This is a genomic window from Rothia sp. (in: high G+C Gram-positive bacteria), from assembly GCF_015265375.1.
GTDB lineage: Bacteria > Actinomycetota > Actinomycetes > Actinomycetales > Micrococcaceae > Rothia.
The window spans coordinates 1-16175 of the sequence record NZ_JABZXW010000053.1; the positions used below are offsets into that span (position 1 = coordinate 1).

Annotated in this window: 9 protein-coding genes and 1 riboswitch; of the genes, 4 read left to right on the plus strand and 5 right to left on the minus strand. The window is 61.6% G+C overall.

What is annotated here, in order from left to right; translation table 11 throughout:
* Positions 1–103: 103 nt before the first annotated feature.
* Positions 104–2704: an RNA helicase gene (locus tag HXO69_RS07130; RefSeq protein ID WP_296546187.1), complete on the minus strand. Its 2601-nt coding sequence runs from the start codon at positions 2702–2704 to the stop codon at positions 104–106.
* A 421-nt stretch (positions 2705–3125) separates the two neighbouring features.
* Between HXO69_RS07130 and HXO69_RS07135 the strand changes: the two genes are divergently transcribed.
* From HXO69_RS07135 to HXO69_RS07145, 3 genes are all read left to right on the plus strand, one after another.
* Complete coding sequence (locus tag HXO69_RS07135) at positions 3126–5021, plus strand: ABC transporter transmembrane domain-containing protein (RefSeq protein WP_296546189.1); 1896 nt, start codon at positions 3126–3128, stop codon at positions 5019–5021.
* Position 5022: 1 nt separating this feature from the next.
* Complete coding sequence (locus HXO69_RS07140; protein ID WP_296546191.1) at positions 5023–6771, plus strand: ABC transporter ATP-binding protein; 1749 nt, start codon at positions 5023–5025, stop codon at positions 6769–6771.
* Between the two features lie 239 nt (positions 6772–7010).
* Positions 7011–7196: riboswitch (TPP riboswitch) on the plus strand.
* Positions 7185–8933: a bifunctional hydroxymethylpyrimidine kinase/phosphomethylpyrimidine kinase gene (locus tag HXO69_RS07145; RefSeq protein WP_296546192.1), complete on the plus strand. Its 1749-nt coding sequence runs from the start codon at positions 7185–7187 to the stop codon at positions 8931–8933. Its footprint overlaps the riboswitch before it by 12 nt.
* A 449-nt stretch (positions 8934–9382) precedes the next feature.
* On the opposite strand, the gene HXO69_RS07150 is transcribed toward HXO69_RS07145, so the two are convergent.
* From HXO69_RS07150 to HXO69_RS07165, 4 genes are all read right to left on the minus strand, one after another.
* Positions 9383–10156, minus strand: a complete 774-nt coding sequence (locus tag HXO69_RS07150) for a YoaK family protein (protein WP_296546194.1) — start codon at positions 10154–10156, stop codon at positions 9383–9385.
* A 198-nt stretch (positions 10157–10354) separates the two neighbouring features.
* Positions 10355–11128, minus strand: coding sequence for a slipin family protein (locus HXO69_RS07155; RefSeq protein ID WP_005506196.1), 774 nt, complete (start codon positions 11126–11128; stop codon positions 10355–10357).
* Between the two features lie 285 nt (positions 11129–11413).
* Positions 11414–12256, minus strand: a complete 843-nt coding sequence (locus HXO69_RS07160; protein WP_296546196.1) for a transposase — start codon at positions 12254–12256, stop codon at positions 11414–11416.
* 2 nt (positions 12257–12258) lie between these two features.
* The gene (locus HXO69_RS07165; protein WP_296546198.1) at positions 12259–14676 is read right to left on the minus strand and encodes a nitric-oxide reductase large subunit; all 2418 of its coding nucleotides are present in this window, start codon (positions 14674–14676) and stop codon (positions 12259–12261) included.
* 619 nt (positions 14677–15295) lie between these two features.
* Here HXO69_RS07165 and HXO69_RS07170 point away from each other — a divergent pair.
* Positions 15296–15976 (plus strand): 1-acyl-sn-glycerol-3-phosphate acyltransferase, encoded by a 681-nt coding sequence (locus HXO69_RS07170; RefSeq protein WP_296546200.1) that lies wholly within the window; start codon positions 15296–15298, stop codon positions 15974–15976.
* The last annotated feature ends 199 nt before the right edge of the window (positions 15977–16175 follow it).

The following is a 16175-nucleotide window of genomic DNA, read 5'->3' on the forward strand; positions in this document are numbered from 1 at the left end:
CCTTCTTTCATTCAAATAGATAGATACTCTGTATTCTAGCCCACTGTGGGCAACATCTGGGCAGAGCCCGGGTGAAGTCTCGGGCGAAGTCTTAGGCGGAGTCTTAGAACTCGCCCACGCTCAGAATCTTGAGCACCGGGTAGCCCGCCTCATCGGATGCCGCCAGATCAACCTCGGCACGAATACCGAAGTCAAAGTTATCTTCGGGGTCAGCGAAGCTCTGCTGAACCTTCCACACGCCCGGATGCGCGGCGGTGTCCTCATCCATGCTGACCAGGCGAGGCGAGCGCGCATCGGCGTCCGTGTAGATGTCGTCGTAGACGTCGAAATAGTCGTCCATGGCGTCCGCCCAGCGGTCGGCATCCCAGCCGCACCACTCGTCCAGGGCACCCAGGGCACGGTCGCGTTCATCGGCGAAAAGCTCCACGCGGCGGAAGAGGGCGTTGCGCACCATCACGCGGAAGGCGCGCAGGTTCTTCGTCACGGCGGGAGGCTCTTCCTCCTCGATGGAGGCGTGCTCGGCCGCAATGGTTGCGGTGTCTTCACCGGCAGCCAGCTTCTCCCACTCGTCCACCAGGGAGGAGTCGGTCTGGCGCACCAGCTCGCCGAGCCACTCGATGATGTCGTCGAGCTCGTCAGTCACGGCAGAATCGGGGATGGTGTGGCGCAGCGCCTTGTACGCGTCAGAGAGGTAGCGCAGAAGCACGCCCTCGGCGCGTTCCAGCGAGTAGTACTGCACGAAGTCGTTGAAGCCCATCGCGCGTTCGTACATGTCACGCACAATCGACTTGGGGCGCGGCTCAAAACGAGCCACCCACGGCGCGGACTGCTTGTAGGTCGTGTACGCCTGATCGATGAGCTCCGCCAGGGGCTGCGGGTAGGTGACCTTGTCCAGCTCGTTCATGCGTTCGGTGTAGTCCACACCGTCCGCCTTCAGCTGCGCCGAGAGCTCGTTCTTCGCCTTGCGCTCCTGCGCGTACAGCACCTGATTCGGCGAATCCAGGGTCGCCTCGATGAGGGAGAGCGCATCCAGGGCGTAGCTGGGGGATTCGGGGTCAAGAAGCTCCAGCGCGGCGACCGCGAAGGCGGACAGCGGCTGGTTCAGGGCAAAGTTATCCTGCAGGTCCTCGGTCAGGCGCAGGTAGGAGCCGTGCTCGTCCGGGGTGTTGGTTCGCTCAATCACGCCACCGGTCAGTAGCTCCTTGTAGATGCCGATTGCCTTGCGCAGCAGCTCGCGTCGGCGTGCCGGGCTCTCGTGGTTGTTCTGAATGATGCGGTATGCGGCGATGACCGGGTTCTCCGGGCGGTGCATCAGGTTCAGCAGCATCGAATGGGTGATGTCGAAGGAAGAAGTCAGCGGCTCCGGGGCGGCTTCAACCAGCTGCTCGAAGGTCTTCTCCGACCAGCCCACGAAGCCCTCCGGCGCCTTCTTACGCTTGGAGGACAGCGACTGGTTAATGCGCTTGGTGTCGTCACCGAACTTCGCCTGCGCCTTCGCCAGCAGGCGCGCGTTCTCAATATCGTGCTCGGGAGCCTGAACCACCACGGTGCCGGCGGTATCAAAACCGGCGCGGCCTGCGCGTCCAGCAATCTGGTGGAACTCGCGGGCACGCAGACGGCGGCTACGGGCACCATCAAACTTGGACAGCGCCGTAATCAGCACGGTACGAATCGGCACGTTAATACCCACACCCAGGGTGTCGGTACCGCAGATGACCTTGAGCAGACCCTCCTGAGCCAGCTGCTCGACCAGGCGGCGGTACTTGGGCAGCATGCCCGCGTGGTGAATGCCGATACCGGCGCGCACCAGCTTATTCAGCGCCTTACCGAAGCCCGGTCCGAAGCGGAACTTCGCGATGAGCTCGGCGATACGTTCCTTATCTTCCTTCGAGGCGATAGCCACCGACAGCAGCGCATTCGCCTGCTCCAGCGCCGCCTTCTGCGAGAAGTGCACAATGTAGACCGGAGTCTGCTTGGTCTGCACGAGCTCCTGCACGGTCTCCTGAACCGGAGTGGTGGAGTAGTAGAAATGCAGGGGGATGGGGCGCTCAGAATGAGCCACCAGGTCGCTCTCACGGCCGGTCAGCGCCGTCATCTCCTCCTGGAAGCGGGTCGTATCGCCCAGGGTCGCACTCATCAACAGGAACTGCGCCTGCGGAAGCTCCAGCAGGGGAAGCTGCCACGCCCAGCCGCGCTGCGGGTCAGAGTAGAAGTGGAACTCGTCCATAATGACCTGGCAGAGGTCCGCATCCTTACCCTCGCGCAGGGCAATGTTCGCGAGAATCTCCGCGGTGCAGCAGATAATCGGCGCCTCCGTGTTGATGGCGGAGTCACCGGTAATCATGCCTACGTTCTCGGCACCAAAAATATTGATCAGGTCAAAGAACTTCTCAGACACCAGCGCCTTAATGGGGGCGGTGTAGTAGGAGCGCTGACCGGTCGCCAGGCCCGTAAAATGCGCGGCAACCGCCACGGTGGACTTACCCGAACCGGTCGGGGTAGCCAACACCACGTTATGGCCGGCGGCGATGCTCAGGACGGCCTCGTCCTGGGCGGGGTACAGCGTCATACCGCGGGTCGAAATCCACTCGGTGAACGCCTCATAGATTTCTTCGGCGGTGAGGGGGTTGCCCTTAAAATCGCGTCGATTGTAGTCGCCGGGGTTCTCGCCCAGCGAGGGAGAAAGAAAATTCAAAATACTCATGAGGATTCCAGTCTATCGGGAATAGCGCGGGCGCGGGGGCGTTATCGTTACGAGGGAACAAACGGGTACTCGCAGGGCCTTCGTGAGGTATTCACGGGTGCTCGCGGGGTGATTACGGGGTGTTCACGGGGCGCGGCGCCGCGCTAATGCGGGAATTCCCAAAATTCGTGTAGTGTGGAATAAAGAGCTTTAGGTGCAGTGATGCAAAAACCTGGTGCCCAGAAGGTCGAAAACGTAGGCCTCCATGCCGCATAGATTACCGCGTAGATGCAGAATCCGCCGATTGATGTCGGTGCATATTGAGCGGCTGATGCACGCCCCAAAATACGTTGCATAAATGACGACACGCCCATCTATGACGCAAATAGTGTTGCGTGCCACATTGATAAAGGAATAGGGTAAGAGAAAGGAGAGACGTTGAATGACTGAATACAACGCTGACAAGGCACAAGAAGACGCTGCGCGTGATGAAGCCGCGCACGAAGAAGCCCTGCACAACAAAACCACGCAGGAAAAAGCCGCGCAGAAAAAATCTGCACAGGAAGTAACCGCTAGCGAACAGCGCAAGGCAGAAGAGGAAGCCCTCAAAAAGCGCCTCGCCCTGCGAGTCACCCCGCCAGGACATAAATACCCCTGGCACCGCTGGGCAATCCCCGTCCTCGGAGAAACCGCCGGGGGTATCGGCGCAATCCTGATCCCCGTCATGGTGGGTCAATTCATCAACCAACACATCGCCGGCAAAGCCCCCGACGCCTGGCCCATGTTCTGGGTGGTCGTCGCATCCATCACCTTCATCGTGATTAACGAGTTCTTCGGCTGGGGTACCTCCATGACCCTCAGCGCAGAACTTAGCCGCGACTGGCGCATCTACATCAACCGGCTCATGGGGCGCACCCGCACAACCGTTGATGCGGGTGAAGCAGTCACCGTCATGAACAAAGACGTACGCCGCATCACGGCCGTCTACTTCTCACTGCCGCTATTCGTTAACGCCATGATTATTGCGACCCTCGGCGCCGTGCAGCTCTGGCTCATCAACCCCGTCACCGCGGTCGTCACCCTCATCGGTACGCTCATCGTGGTCGGCGTGATTGCCTGGTACTCGTCCTTCCTCGAATCCAAAATCGGCGAATACCGTGAGAAGGACGGCGAAGCCTCCTCACGCGCCTCCGACATCGCCACCGGCCTGCGCACCATCGCCGGCCTCGGCGCCGAAGAGCAGATGCGTGAACGCTACCATCGCGGCACCGACGAAGTCTTCGACAGCTACATGCGCTATGAAAAGACGCACCGCTGGATGTACCTCATCCGCGCGCTGCTCGGCGGTGCCGTGACCCTGCTCGGCATTGGCTTCGCTCTCACCGGCCACGTCGAAAACGGCCGCTGGGTCTCCGACACCCCCGCCGCGTCCCTGGTGACCGTCGCCTCCATTATCGCGATGATGGGCGGCCCCATCTGGATTACCCAGAACTTCCTGACGGAATGGCGCTACGCCAAAATTGCGCTCGCTAAGGTCGCCCGCCTCGAAGGTCACGCGGGCGTGCGTCAGGGCGTGCTGAAGAGCCCGCGCACCGATAAAGAAATGGCGCAGCTGGCACACGCCGAACAGGCAGTCGAGGCGAGCACCTTCGAGGTGCCCGTACCCGTCGCCCCCACCGGTGCTAGCAACCCGCGCATCGTGTACGTCAACCCGCGCGACTACAACCTCACCGCACAAGACTATGCCGAGGCGCTCGCCCGCACCCTGCGACGCGGGGGAGAGGACCTCAAGGACGCAACCGGCCGCCGCGTGCTGCTGAGCGAACCCAACCCCATGATTTTCGCGGGAACCCTGCAGGAGCACCTGCGCCTGGGCACCGTGCCGAACCCCGACGAGGAGCTGGCACAGGCAAAGGACCAGGAGCTGCTGAAGATTACCGACTCCCGCGAAATCGCCTACCGACTGGGCGGACGCAACCCCGAAGACTACTTCGCCGCCCGCATCACCAGCGAAGGCGCGAACCTCTCCGGTGGTCAGCGTCAGCGTCTGGCACTCGCCCGCGCACTCGCACAGGATGCGCAGGTGCTCATCCTGACCGAGCCGCTGAACTCCGTGGACGAACCCAGCCAGCGCTACATCTACGATGCGATGGAAACCCAGGTCGGTAGCGACCGCCTGCCCGTCGGCTACCCCGGCCTGCTACAGGATTTGGAGCAGGTCTACGTTATCTCCACGACCGCGGAGACGACCCGCCGCATGGAACGTGACGGCTACCCGGAAACCGCTCAGTCTGAAACTGCTCAGACCGAAACCACTCAGAATCAGGAGGTGAACTAGCATGGCAAAGCAGCTCCCCATCGAAACCCCCGCCTACGTGGCACGCCGCATGTGGAACTACCTCGCAGCGCATAAGGGGCGAGCCCTCTACACCTTCGTCATCTACATGGTCAGCACCCTCATGGGTGCGGTGGTGCCTCTGCAGATTGGTGCCACCGTGGACGACGTGGTGACGGGCAAGTTCTCCAGCTACCCGTGGCAGCCGATTCTGATTATCCTGGCGGCGTTCATCGTGCAGGCGATAACCCTCATGGTCTCCTCGTACAGTGCGGCCCGATTGGGTGCGCTCGTCACCCGTGACGCCAACCAGGACACCCTCGACGGCACCCTCGACCTGGATGCACGCACCGTGGAAGAAGCCGGCAGCGGCGACCTGCTCACCCGCGTGACCGACGACCTGTCCTCGGCCGCAAACGCTGTCAGCACAGACCTTCTCGGTGCAATCTACGTGGTCCTGTACTTCCTGGTTTCCACGATCTCTCTGGCGTTTGTGAGCCCCGCAATGGGTCTGATTATGCTGCCCATGATTGCTGGTCTTGCCCTCATCATGTCGAAGATGCTACCGCTCATGGCGGCACGCAACCAGACCACCCAGGAGCGCGTGAGCGACCTCAACAGTGTGCTGACCGAGAACATTCGCGGCACCTCCACGATTCGTGAGCTGGGTGTTCACACCGCCCGCGAAGACGCCTTCGCCGGTGAGAACAAGCGCCAGTTCGCCGCGCAGCTGGGCATGGTGCGCATCCGCCAGCTGTACTTCACCGTGGACGCCATCAACGCCTGGATCCCCACGGTTCTGTGTATGCTCTGGGGCGCCGCCTGCGTGGCTCTCGGCTGGGCAAGCTGGGGCGCCGTGGCGACCGCCTCGGTCATGGTTTTTAGCCTGCGAACCCTCGCTGATATGCTGAACAATCACGTCAGTAACCTGCGCATCATGCTTGTGAACATGGGCCGCGTGTTCGGCGTGGTCTCCTTGGCGAAGAAGCAGCGTGAGGAGCGTGCACAGCACCGCGCCGAAGCGTTCGCTGCCGTTTCTGATGAAGCCGTGAAGAACCCGGAGTACGCCATTGACTGCTCCCACGTCTCTTACGGCTACTCGCCCGATGCCCTCGTTCTGGAAGACATCAACCTGAAGATTCGCCGCGGTGAGGCGCTCGCCCTGGTGGGCCGTTCCGGTTCGGGCAAGACCACTCTGGCTCGTCTGATTGGTGGTTCGCTGACCGCCCTGGACGGCACCATTAACGTGATGGGTCGCCCGGTCGGTCACGGCGACTTCCCGACCGATGCCGCCGCCGATGGCCGCCCGCGCCTGCTGGTCTGCACCCAGGAAGCGCACGTCTTCTTCGGCACTCTCGCCGATAACTTTACGGTGGTCGTGCCGGATGCAACCGTCGAGCAGATGGGCGAGGCGCTGGACGCTATCGGTGCCCGCTGGTGGCGCGACCTGCCGCAGGGTATGGATACTGTCGTGAGCGGCGCGGATTCGCCTCTGACTCGCGACCAGATTCAGCAGCTGGCCCTGGCACGTATTGTGCTTGCTGACCCGCACGCCGTGATTCTGGACGAGTCCACCACCCAGCTGGAGCTCGCGGACGCAACCGAGTCCCTGAGCGCCGTGCTGGCGAACCGTGCGGTGCTGATCATTTCGCACGATGCGCGTATCGCCTCGCTGGCTGACCGTGCGGTCCTGCTGCACGAGGGTAGGATCATTGCGGAGGGTTCACCGGCAGAGATTTTCGCCCTGACCTAAGCCCGGAGGATAAGCCCGGCTGATAGTGCCCGGTATCGCGTGAAGCGGTGCCGGGCACTACTCGTTTAACGGGTGGGTTGAGGTGGTGGCTGGGGGAGTGATTGGCGCTGCGGCGATGTGTGGATGGGACGCGTTGTGAAGAGCACCGTTGTGAAGGGCGCCGACAAACGAAAATTTCGGAGAGATTCACTTGTCACCCGCAAAACTTTCAGCTACTGAGAATCGTTGTGATAACCTGGCAGAGCGATATGGGGTGCCTTGAGACGCCCGCGACCCGCTGACCCGCCCAAAGACGGGCAACCAAAACAGCGGGGGCACGGAACAGCGGGCGCGCGAAACAGCGTACAAACACTCAAGGCTGAGAGAATCACCCATTGAACCTGCTCTAGTTCGAACTAGCGAAGGGATTATCGATGAAGGCAGAGCAGCCTAGCGCGCCCACGTGCGCATCCACCACCCCCTCTAACCCTGCACCCGGCGCGAGCGCCCCCGGAAACCCCCGGGCATCTCAGACAGCTCGTGTGCCGCGGGTCCTCTCGATTGCGGGAACCGACCCCTCCGGCGGTGCGGGCATTCAGGCGGACCTCAAGTCCATTACCGCATCCGGCGGTTACGGCATGTGCGTGACCACCTCACTGGTCGCCCAAAACACGTGCGGGGTTCGTGAAGTATTCACCCCGCCCCTGGAATTTTTGACCGCGCAGCTTGCCGCCGTTTTTGATGACGTCACGGTAGACGCCGTGAAAATCGGCATGCTCGGCGACGCAGACACGATCCGTACCGTCCGCACCTGGCTGAGCGAGCACCCCGTGCCCGTGGTCGTGCTCGACCCGGTCATGATTGCTTCCAGCGGTGACCGCCTGTTGCAGGCTGAGGCGGAGCAGGCGCTGCGCGACCTTGTGCCGCTCGTGGACGTGATTACCCCGAACATTCCGGAGCTTGCCGTGCTCTGCGAGAAGGAGCCCGCCCAGACTTTCGATGAGGCGCACGAGCAGGCGGCGAACCTCGCGGCGGCGACCGGAACCACCGTCATTGTGAAGGGCGGTCACCTGTGCGGTCAGGACGCCGGCAATACCGCGGTCTTCCCGGACGGCACCTGCGCGCACGTGCGCACCCCGCGCCTGGACAGCCGCAATACGCACGGCACCGGATGCTCCCTGTCCTCCTCGCTGGCAACCCGCCTGGGCGTGGAACTGCTGCAGCACACTGAAGCCGCAGAACCTGCCGCAGACCAGAAGAACACTCTGACCAGCGAAGATACCCACCGCGCACTGCAGTGGAGCACCCGCTGGCTCCACGAATCCATTGCCGCGGGTGCCGGTCTGCAGGTCGGCTCCGGTGAGGGCCACGGCCCGGTGGACCACGCCGCACGTGCCCGCCGTCTGGAGGCTGCCGCCTCCGCGTACCCGTGGCATCACCTGCTCGCCACCACCGACTCTGAGGGTAATGCCCTGGACGGCACCAGTCCGGAGCGCCTGCTGCCGGTCAGCCCCGTGCCCGCCGGTGAAGCCGTCGTAAAGCCCGCCGGTCCCTGGACTGCCGCTCTTTGGGCTGCGGGTGGCGAAACCTGGCACCAGATCCTGGACCTGCCCTTCGTGCGTGCCCTCGGTGACGGAACCCTCGACGAGGACCTGTTCTCCTTCTACCTGGACCAGGACGCCCTCTACCTGCGTGACTATTCGCGTGCGCTCGCGACTCTCTCGGCGCGTGCCGATACCGCTGAGGCGCAGGTGCACTGGGCGGCTGGCGCGCACGAGGCGATTGCCGCCGAATCGCAGCTGCACGAGGGTTGGTTGGCGAACCGTGCACGCCTGGGTGGACCCTCGCCGATTACCATGGGGTACACGAATTTCCTGCGCGCCTCCGCTGCCGGTGATGACTACGTGGTCGGCGCCGCCGCTATCTTGCCCTGCTACTGGCTCTACGAAGAGGTCGGTGCCGTGCTCTCCTCGCAGAACCACGCGGACCACCCGTACGCGGAGTGGTTGAGCCTGTACGGTGGCGAGGAGTTCGCCGCGGAGGTGGAGCGTAGCCTCGCGGAGGTGGAGCGTGCTTTTGAGGCGGCTTCACCGGCTCAGCGTGTGCGTGCGGCGCAGGCGTACCTGTCGGCGTGCGTGTATGAGCGTGAGTTCTTTGACCAGGCGCACCGGGCGCTGCGCTAGTTCGCGTTGTGCTAGCTGACTGGCGCTGCGTTAGAGGCTCGCGCGGGGTTCGGTTCGCCGGTGCTTTAGGTGCCGATTTTGGGTGCCGAAAACCGCCCCGGCATGGCGTGAGATGGGTGATTGATGCTTCACTCAACCTGCCGCCGGTTCGGGTGTTGTGCCGGTTATGCTTAAGGCGTCGGTGAAAACCGTTTGCGGTAGGATTCCGGCCCTCACCCAACTGGCTGATGTACCTGCCGCGCCCGCACCTCTACGGCGTGTAACCGACCAGTTTGGCCCGTCGCAACCACCTCATCCAACCCCCGCGGCGGGCCAAACGCCTTCCTTCTAGTTTTCGCGAAGAATATTCGGCATAGAAATATCCCGTGCAGATACTCTCATCTGCACGGGATATTTTGCTGTTCTGTTTTCTGTGCTGCTGCCATCTATACCCGCAGATCGGGTAAATCTTATGCGCCCTGGTCCTCGCGGAGCTCTTTCTTTTCAGCCTGGTAGCCGAAGCAGAACGCCGTACCGGCAATCAGCGCCGCCAACCAGATGGAAAATACGCCAAACCAGCGGGTTACAAGCGCCATGAGAATCACGCCAGCTATGAAAGAGATGACTACGAGAGAGTAATCGATGGCTTTGAGCAGAGCCTTACGGCGCTGCGCCTTCGCCTCATTTTTGGTGACTCCCTCGGGGGTTTTCCGCGTGAGGTACAGCGAACCGGCGGCGTACCAGGCACTGAGCATTTTGCGCCAGTTGCCGCTGGTCATGAAGAGCGAAAAGGGGTTTTCACCAATGCGTGTATCCGCGAGAGCGTGAATCATCAGCCCGACGGTGAACGCCAGCGCACCCACCTGAAAGCTATTGCTCAGAGTTCTATCCATGAAGGGTACCGCGAAGCAGACCAGAAGGAACGGCAGGAGCGTGCCGATGCGCCAGTGCCTCATCCGGGCACGTTGACCGAGTAGGTCGTGAATAAAATGCCCTGCCAGGTACCCGAAGCTGAAGAGAATGACGGAGAGCCAGCGCAGGTGCACCACATGCGGTGCGTCACGGTGCAGGTCGGCGATGAGCAGAATAAAGTTACCGGTCTGCGTGGCAACGAGCGCTTCATAGTGGATATGCGAGAAGACGTCCACCGCGCCGCCCAGGGAGGCGAGGAGTAGAGCCATGACGCGCCCGTAGCGTCGAGGTGCTGGGATGCGGTGTAGCATCTCGCGGAGGTGGTGTAGCATGCGCCTTCCCTCACGGTGGGTGGGTCTGTTTGTAGCAGTAATGCCGCTGGTTCCATGCTACGGCATAAGTCAGCAGGGTACCGGAGAAGCACCCCGCCGGGTAACCCCTGTTAAGGCGAAGGCCCCGAGCAGGTGTCTGCTCGGGGCCTTGCACGCTATTCGGTATTTAGTTCAGGGGTTTAGCTCAGAGGGAGTAGCCTACTTGCTCTCGCCCTTGAGTGCACCCACGAGCGGACCAATCACGTCCATGGGCAGCGGGAAGACCACGGTCGAGTTCTGGTCGGCACCCAGCTCCAGCAGGGTCTGCAGGTAACGCAGCTGCAGGGAGGCGGGGGACTGGCTCAGAATGTCGGATGCTTCCTTCAGCTCGCTGGAGGCCTCCAGCTCACCGCGTGCCGAAATGATCTTTGCGCGGCGCTCACGCTCAGCCTCAGCCTCGCGAGCCATGGCGCGCTGCATAGCCTCGGGAATCTCAACGTCCTTGATTTCGACGAGCTCCACCTGAATACCCCACGGCTCGGTGCGCGAACCGATGATGGAGCGCAGGTCCTCGTTCAGGTCCTCGCGGTGTGCGAGCAGGGTGTCCAGGTCAACGCGGCCGAGCAGGGAACGCAGGGTGGTCTGCGCAATCTGGCTGGTGGCAATCGGGTAGTTCTCAACCTCAAGCACGGCGTTCTTGGCGTTGGTCACGCGGAAGAGGACCACGGCGTTCACGCGGGCGGGAACGTTGTCCTTGGTGATGACTTCCTGCGGGGGAATGGTCAGGGTGATAACACGCATATCAACGCGCTGCAGGGAGTCGACGAGGGGGAAGACGACGTTCAGGCCGGGCTTCAGCTCCGAACGCAGGTGACCGAAGCGGAAAGAGATGCCACGCTCGTATTCGGGGATGACGCGGAACATACGAATCAGAATAAAAAGAACAATGACGGCAACTGGGATGAGGATAGTTGCCAAAGTGACGGGATCCATGGTTTTCCTTCACAAATATTGGGGGAGGACGGTATGTGTGCCCACCTGCCCGCGCCTCGTACGGTGCAGGTAGTAGGGGTGCCCGGTACCGGGCTAAGTTTTAGGGAGTTTGGGGAGGGGAATTTTCCGTCCCGGCGCACATCGCGGCGGTCGGTGCTTTAGCGGCACCCCGCATGGAAAACTCAAAAGAGGAATAAAAGAGAAATCCACACGGGGTCGCCGCCGAAGCTAACAGACGGGACCAATCAACCGGTCAGCCGCCGGAACGGAAAAACTTGTGCAGCGCTACTTCTTCGCCATCTGCTCTGCCAGCTTTTCGGCAGCCTCAACCTCAGCCAGGTTCTGCTCCTGCAGGACCTCATTCGTGGTCTTGTGCAGTCGCTTAACCGAGGTGCCGGTACCGCTCCATGCGGGGCGGTCCGGGTCGAGGACAGAGGTACGAACCGGCAGGGTTGCATCCGCAATCATCTGCTTGCGGGTCTGCTCGGTACGGCGCTTACGCTCATTCGACACGCCACCCCACTTCGCCGCGAAACGGTCCATCTTCACGTTCACCGATTCGTCAGCGGTGGATGCGTGAATATGCTTCGGATCGTTCTCGAAGTTCGCGGGGGAACGCATGAGCTTCACAGCCAGCGGGTAGGTCAGCGACAGACAGACCACCGCGGCGGCACCCTCCACCAGAAGCTCCAGCGGGGAGTGCCAGACGATGGCGGCACCAATCAGCATGACCACGCCCAGCAACGAGACAGCAACCGCCAGCCCGCGGTGGAAACGACCCGACTCGGAGTAGGGCCATTCGTCCACTTCACGGGTGAGCTCGCGGCCGTTCGCCGAGACGGTGCAGCTGTCCTTAATCGGGCAGGTGTTGCACACGCTGGGCTTGGCGCGGTAACGCATCACTCGGTTATCCGAGTCGAATGCGGTCGCCCACAGCCACTGGTCTTCGGGGCAGAGCCACGCGTCGCTCTCTTCGTGGTAGGTGAACCCGAAGGTTCGCGCCGCCACCATGCGCTGGCTGGTGCGCTTGGCGAGAATATCGAAGCCCCAACCCACGGCGACCAGGCCTAGCGCGTACACGCAGGCCAGCCACACGAGGAAAGAAACTCCAGCAATCTGCTCAGGCATGGTTAGCCTCGACGATCGCTACGGTAGGGGCTGGTCTGCTCGGGCAGCTCCTCGGCAGCCTTAGCGCCGGCGAACTCTGCGATGCGAGCGTCCTCAACCACCTCGTACAGCGGCGGTTCGGGCAGCTCCAGGACGGTTTCCTTAGCGTTCTTGGAGAAGATCTCCTTGAGAGCCAGCAGAGCCAGCTTAATCAGCGGGATAATGCCGACCAGGAAAATCACGTCACCGGGCATGCGCATCCAACCCATCACGGCGGAAGCGCCGTCGTGAATGAACGCGAAGGAACGAGCCTCGTAGTAGCCCTCACCAACGGACTTGTACAGCTGAGCGATACCCAGCGGCAGCAGCGAGATGAAGGACATCCACAGCAGACCAATGTTCAGGGTCCAGAAGGAGAACTTCAGACCCTTCTCAGGCCACTTGTCCTCGGGGAGCAGGTAGCGCAGACCGAACACCGCGAACGCGATCGCGAGCATACCGTACACACCCATCATGGATGCGTGTGCGTGGTTTGCGGTCAGCGCGGTACCAATCTCGAAGTAGGACACGATCGGCAGGTTAATCAGGAAGCCGAACACGCCTGCGCCGAGGAAGTTCCAGAAGCCCACAGCAATCAGGAACATAACAGCCCAACGGTGCGGGAAAGGCTTGGTGCGGTTGGAGTACTGGCGAGCACCCAGCTGCATGAAGCCCCACGCCTCAACGGTCAGGAAGGTCAGCGGGATAACCTCAGCTGCGGAGAAGAACGCACCGAATGCCATCTGCTCGGAGGGGGTACCGACGAAGTAGGTGTGGTGCAGAGTACCGATCACACCACCGACGGAGTAGAGCACGGCGTCCATCATGATGATGGAGATTGCGATGCGCTCGCGGACCACGCCGAGCAGCACGAAGATGTACGCCACCATCACGGTGGTGAACAGTTCGAGGAAGTCCTCCACCCAGAGGTGCACCACCCAGAAGCGCCAGAACTCGGCGACGGTCACGTGAGTACGCTGACCTGCGAGCAGGCCGACCGCGTAGAACATGGGGATGGCGAGGCCGGAGAAGAGGAACAGCCACGGCAGGGAGGTCTTCTTCGAGCCCTTCAGGCGGGAGGAGAGGGTACGCCAGACGATGACAATCCAGATGAACATACCCGCGGTGAGCAGGATCTGGAAGAATCGCGGCAGGTCCAGGAACTCCCACTGCTGCGAGAAGAAGCCGGTGAGTTCCTTGGGGATGAGGCCCTTCTGAGAGAACCATTCGTTCAGCAACGAGCCGAGGACAACGAAGACCACAGCGCCGATGAGAACGTAGGTGAGCAGGCCCTGCTTCTTGGGTTCGCGGCGGGTAATCAGCGGGGCGATGAAGATACCGCCCGCCAGGAACGCGCCTGCGGTCCAGAAGAGGGAGAGCTGAAGGTGCCAGGTTCGAGATACCGTGTAGGGCAGCAACTGGCCCATGTCGATACCGAAGAATCCGGTGAGTTCTTCACGGTAGTGCTCGGTGAGTGCACCCACCAGAGCCTGCAGCAGGAACAGCACCAGGATGGTTGCGAAGAGCAGGCAGGCTGCCTTCTGCGAGGGGGTCAGGCGAACTTCGTCGGGCTGGCGGAAGTCGAGGACAGGTGCCTCTTCCGCATGCCAGCCGATAGCGCGGGACCAGCGGCCGTAGATGGCGAACATCAGACCGGTACCACCGATGAGGGCAATCAGGGAGAGTGCCGACCAGACCATCAGATCCGCGGTGGGCTTGTTGTCCACGTTGGGTTCGGAGGGCCAGTTGTTGGTGTAGGAGTAGGGCTGGTCGGGGCGGTCTGCCGCCGATGCCCATGCGGTCCAGCCGAAGAATGCGACGAGGTCGTGCAGTTCTTCGTCGTTCTTAATGGCGTCGGGGAACAGGCCCTGCGAGGTGTCACCCTTCATCAGGGTTTCGCGGTAGTGCTTGAGCATGAGCTGGTAGCCCTTGGTCTCACCAGCGGACCAGGTGATGGTCTTAGTCTGCTCGTCGTACTTGTTCTCCTTGCGCCACTCGTTCTTCACGAGCTCGCGGGGGTCCTGCTTGCCCTGCTCACGGTACTCCTTGACGGCAGCATCGGTGGTCAGGCGCAGGTATTCTGCAGTGTAGTCGGGGCCGAGGTAGGCACCGTGGCCCAGGACGGAGCCGTACTGCTGCAGACCGCGTCCCTGGAAGAGTTCCTGACCGTGCAGGATCTGTTCTTGGGTTGCGATGGTTTTGCCGTCATTGCCGACAATTTTGTCGGGTAGCGGCATGGAGAGTGCGTAGGTGCGCATTGCAAGGACTGCCATGATGGTGAAGCCCAGGAGCATCACAAACGCAACAGCCTGTACCCAGCCTTTTCCGGCATAGGCACCGACCGTGTCTGAGCGGCGGGCAATCTTTGCTGCCTCCGCACGCGAGACGGGTTTTGTAGCCATAGTGTATGTCTCCAGTGTGCGTGGAATTTTTAGGTGGAGTGGTTCCGACGCACATCCGCTGGAGGGGCGGCTCACTATGTTCAGGGTGAATCGTCCTTGAGGGAGGTGCGACAGCCCACCCTTGTTTCATTTTTGCATATTAAATGCGTATTTATAAAACTTTGCTGACGTACCGTCATAATGTGACACGGCTATTTGACTGAAAAATCTGCAATCACAAGGCGGAAAACCTGAAATATTACGTTGAGGTTGAACCCTTAGCTTCCGTGACTACTTACCCGCCTGCAACGGGAAAGGAGGCGGTGGGGCTAAAGTCGTGCAGACCCCCTCAATCAGGGCTTCTACTCGGGCTCTTGCCGGGGCTCTCGCTGGATTTGTTGGCGGGAGGCGCATCCCAGCATGTGGAAGGGGAGCGCGGCACCTTCCACCTACCTACACTCGTGTGTGGAATAATAAAACCCGACGCTACTAAACACAGTACAAATTTTTGCGGTACAGATTATTGCAGTACAGATTTTGTGCTCTTTGGCGGCGTATATTCAGAAGGGGTCACTCACCCCGCATCCACGGCGGGTCGCCGCCACAGCCCGCAATCTATCGGCACCTCAGGAGAGTTCACGTGCTTCTCTACAAATCCACCCAGAAAGCAATCACCGGAATCCTGCGCACCGTCTTCCGCGCCCGCGTGACCGGACTCGAAAACTTCCCCGCCACCGGCCCGGTGATTGTCGCCTCCAACCACCTGTCTTTCCTGGACTCCATCATTATTTCCGCCATGATGCCGCGCCGCGTGGCGTTCCTCGCCAAGGCGGAGTACGTGAACACTCCCGGCACGCGCGGCAAGATGATGAAGGCATTCTTCGAAGCTGTGGACATTATTCCCGTGAACCGCTCCGACCGTTCCGAGTCGCTCAAGGCGCTCGACATCGCCCTGGAAAAGCTGCAGGAGGGCAAGGTCTTCGGCATTTACCCCGAGGGCACCCGCTCCCGCGACGGCTACCTGTACCGCGGCAAGATTGGTGTGGCGTGGCTGGCGCACATGACCGGCGCGCCCGTCGTGCCGGTCGGTCTGATTGGCACCGACCGCCTGCAGAAGCCCGGCTCGAACATGATTTACCCGCGCCGCTTCACGATTCGCGTGGGCAAGCCGCTCTACTTTGAGAAGACCGGCGAGAAGATGACCGGCAAGCAGCGCCGCGTCACCACCGACGTGATCATGGATGAGATTGCTCAGCTGTCCGGTCAGGCACGAAAGCACGAGTACAATGTTTCGCCCTCAGCCGCACGTGACGCAGGCTAGGGCACACGCCGCCTATACCGCGTAGACTTAAACCGCGCATTCACGCACCGACCCCCGCGCATTGGGGGAGCCCGGTGTAGGATGCGCGGTTTGTCGTATGCGCAGCACCGTAAAGCTCAGCAGAGCGAGGAGAAAGTACCCATGGCAGCGCCTTCCAGCTACCGCCCCGCCCCCGGCGAAATCCCCCCCGCCCCGGGCG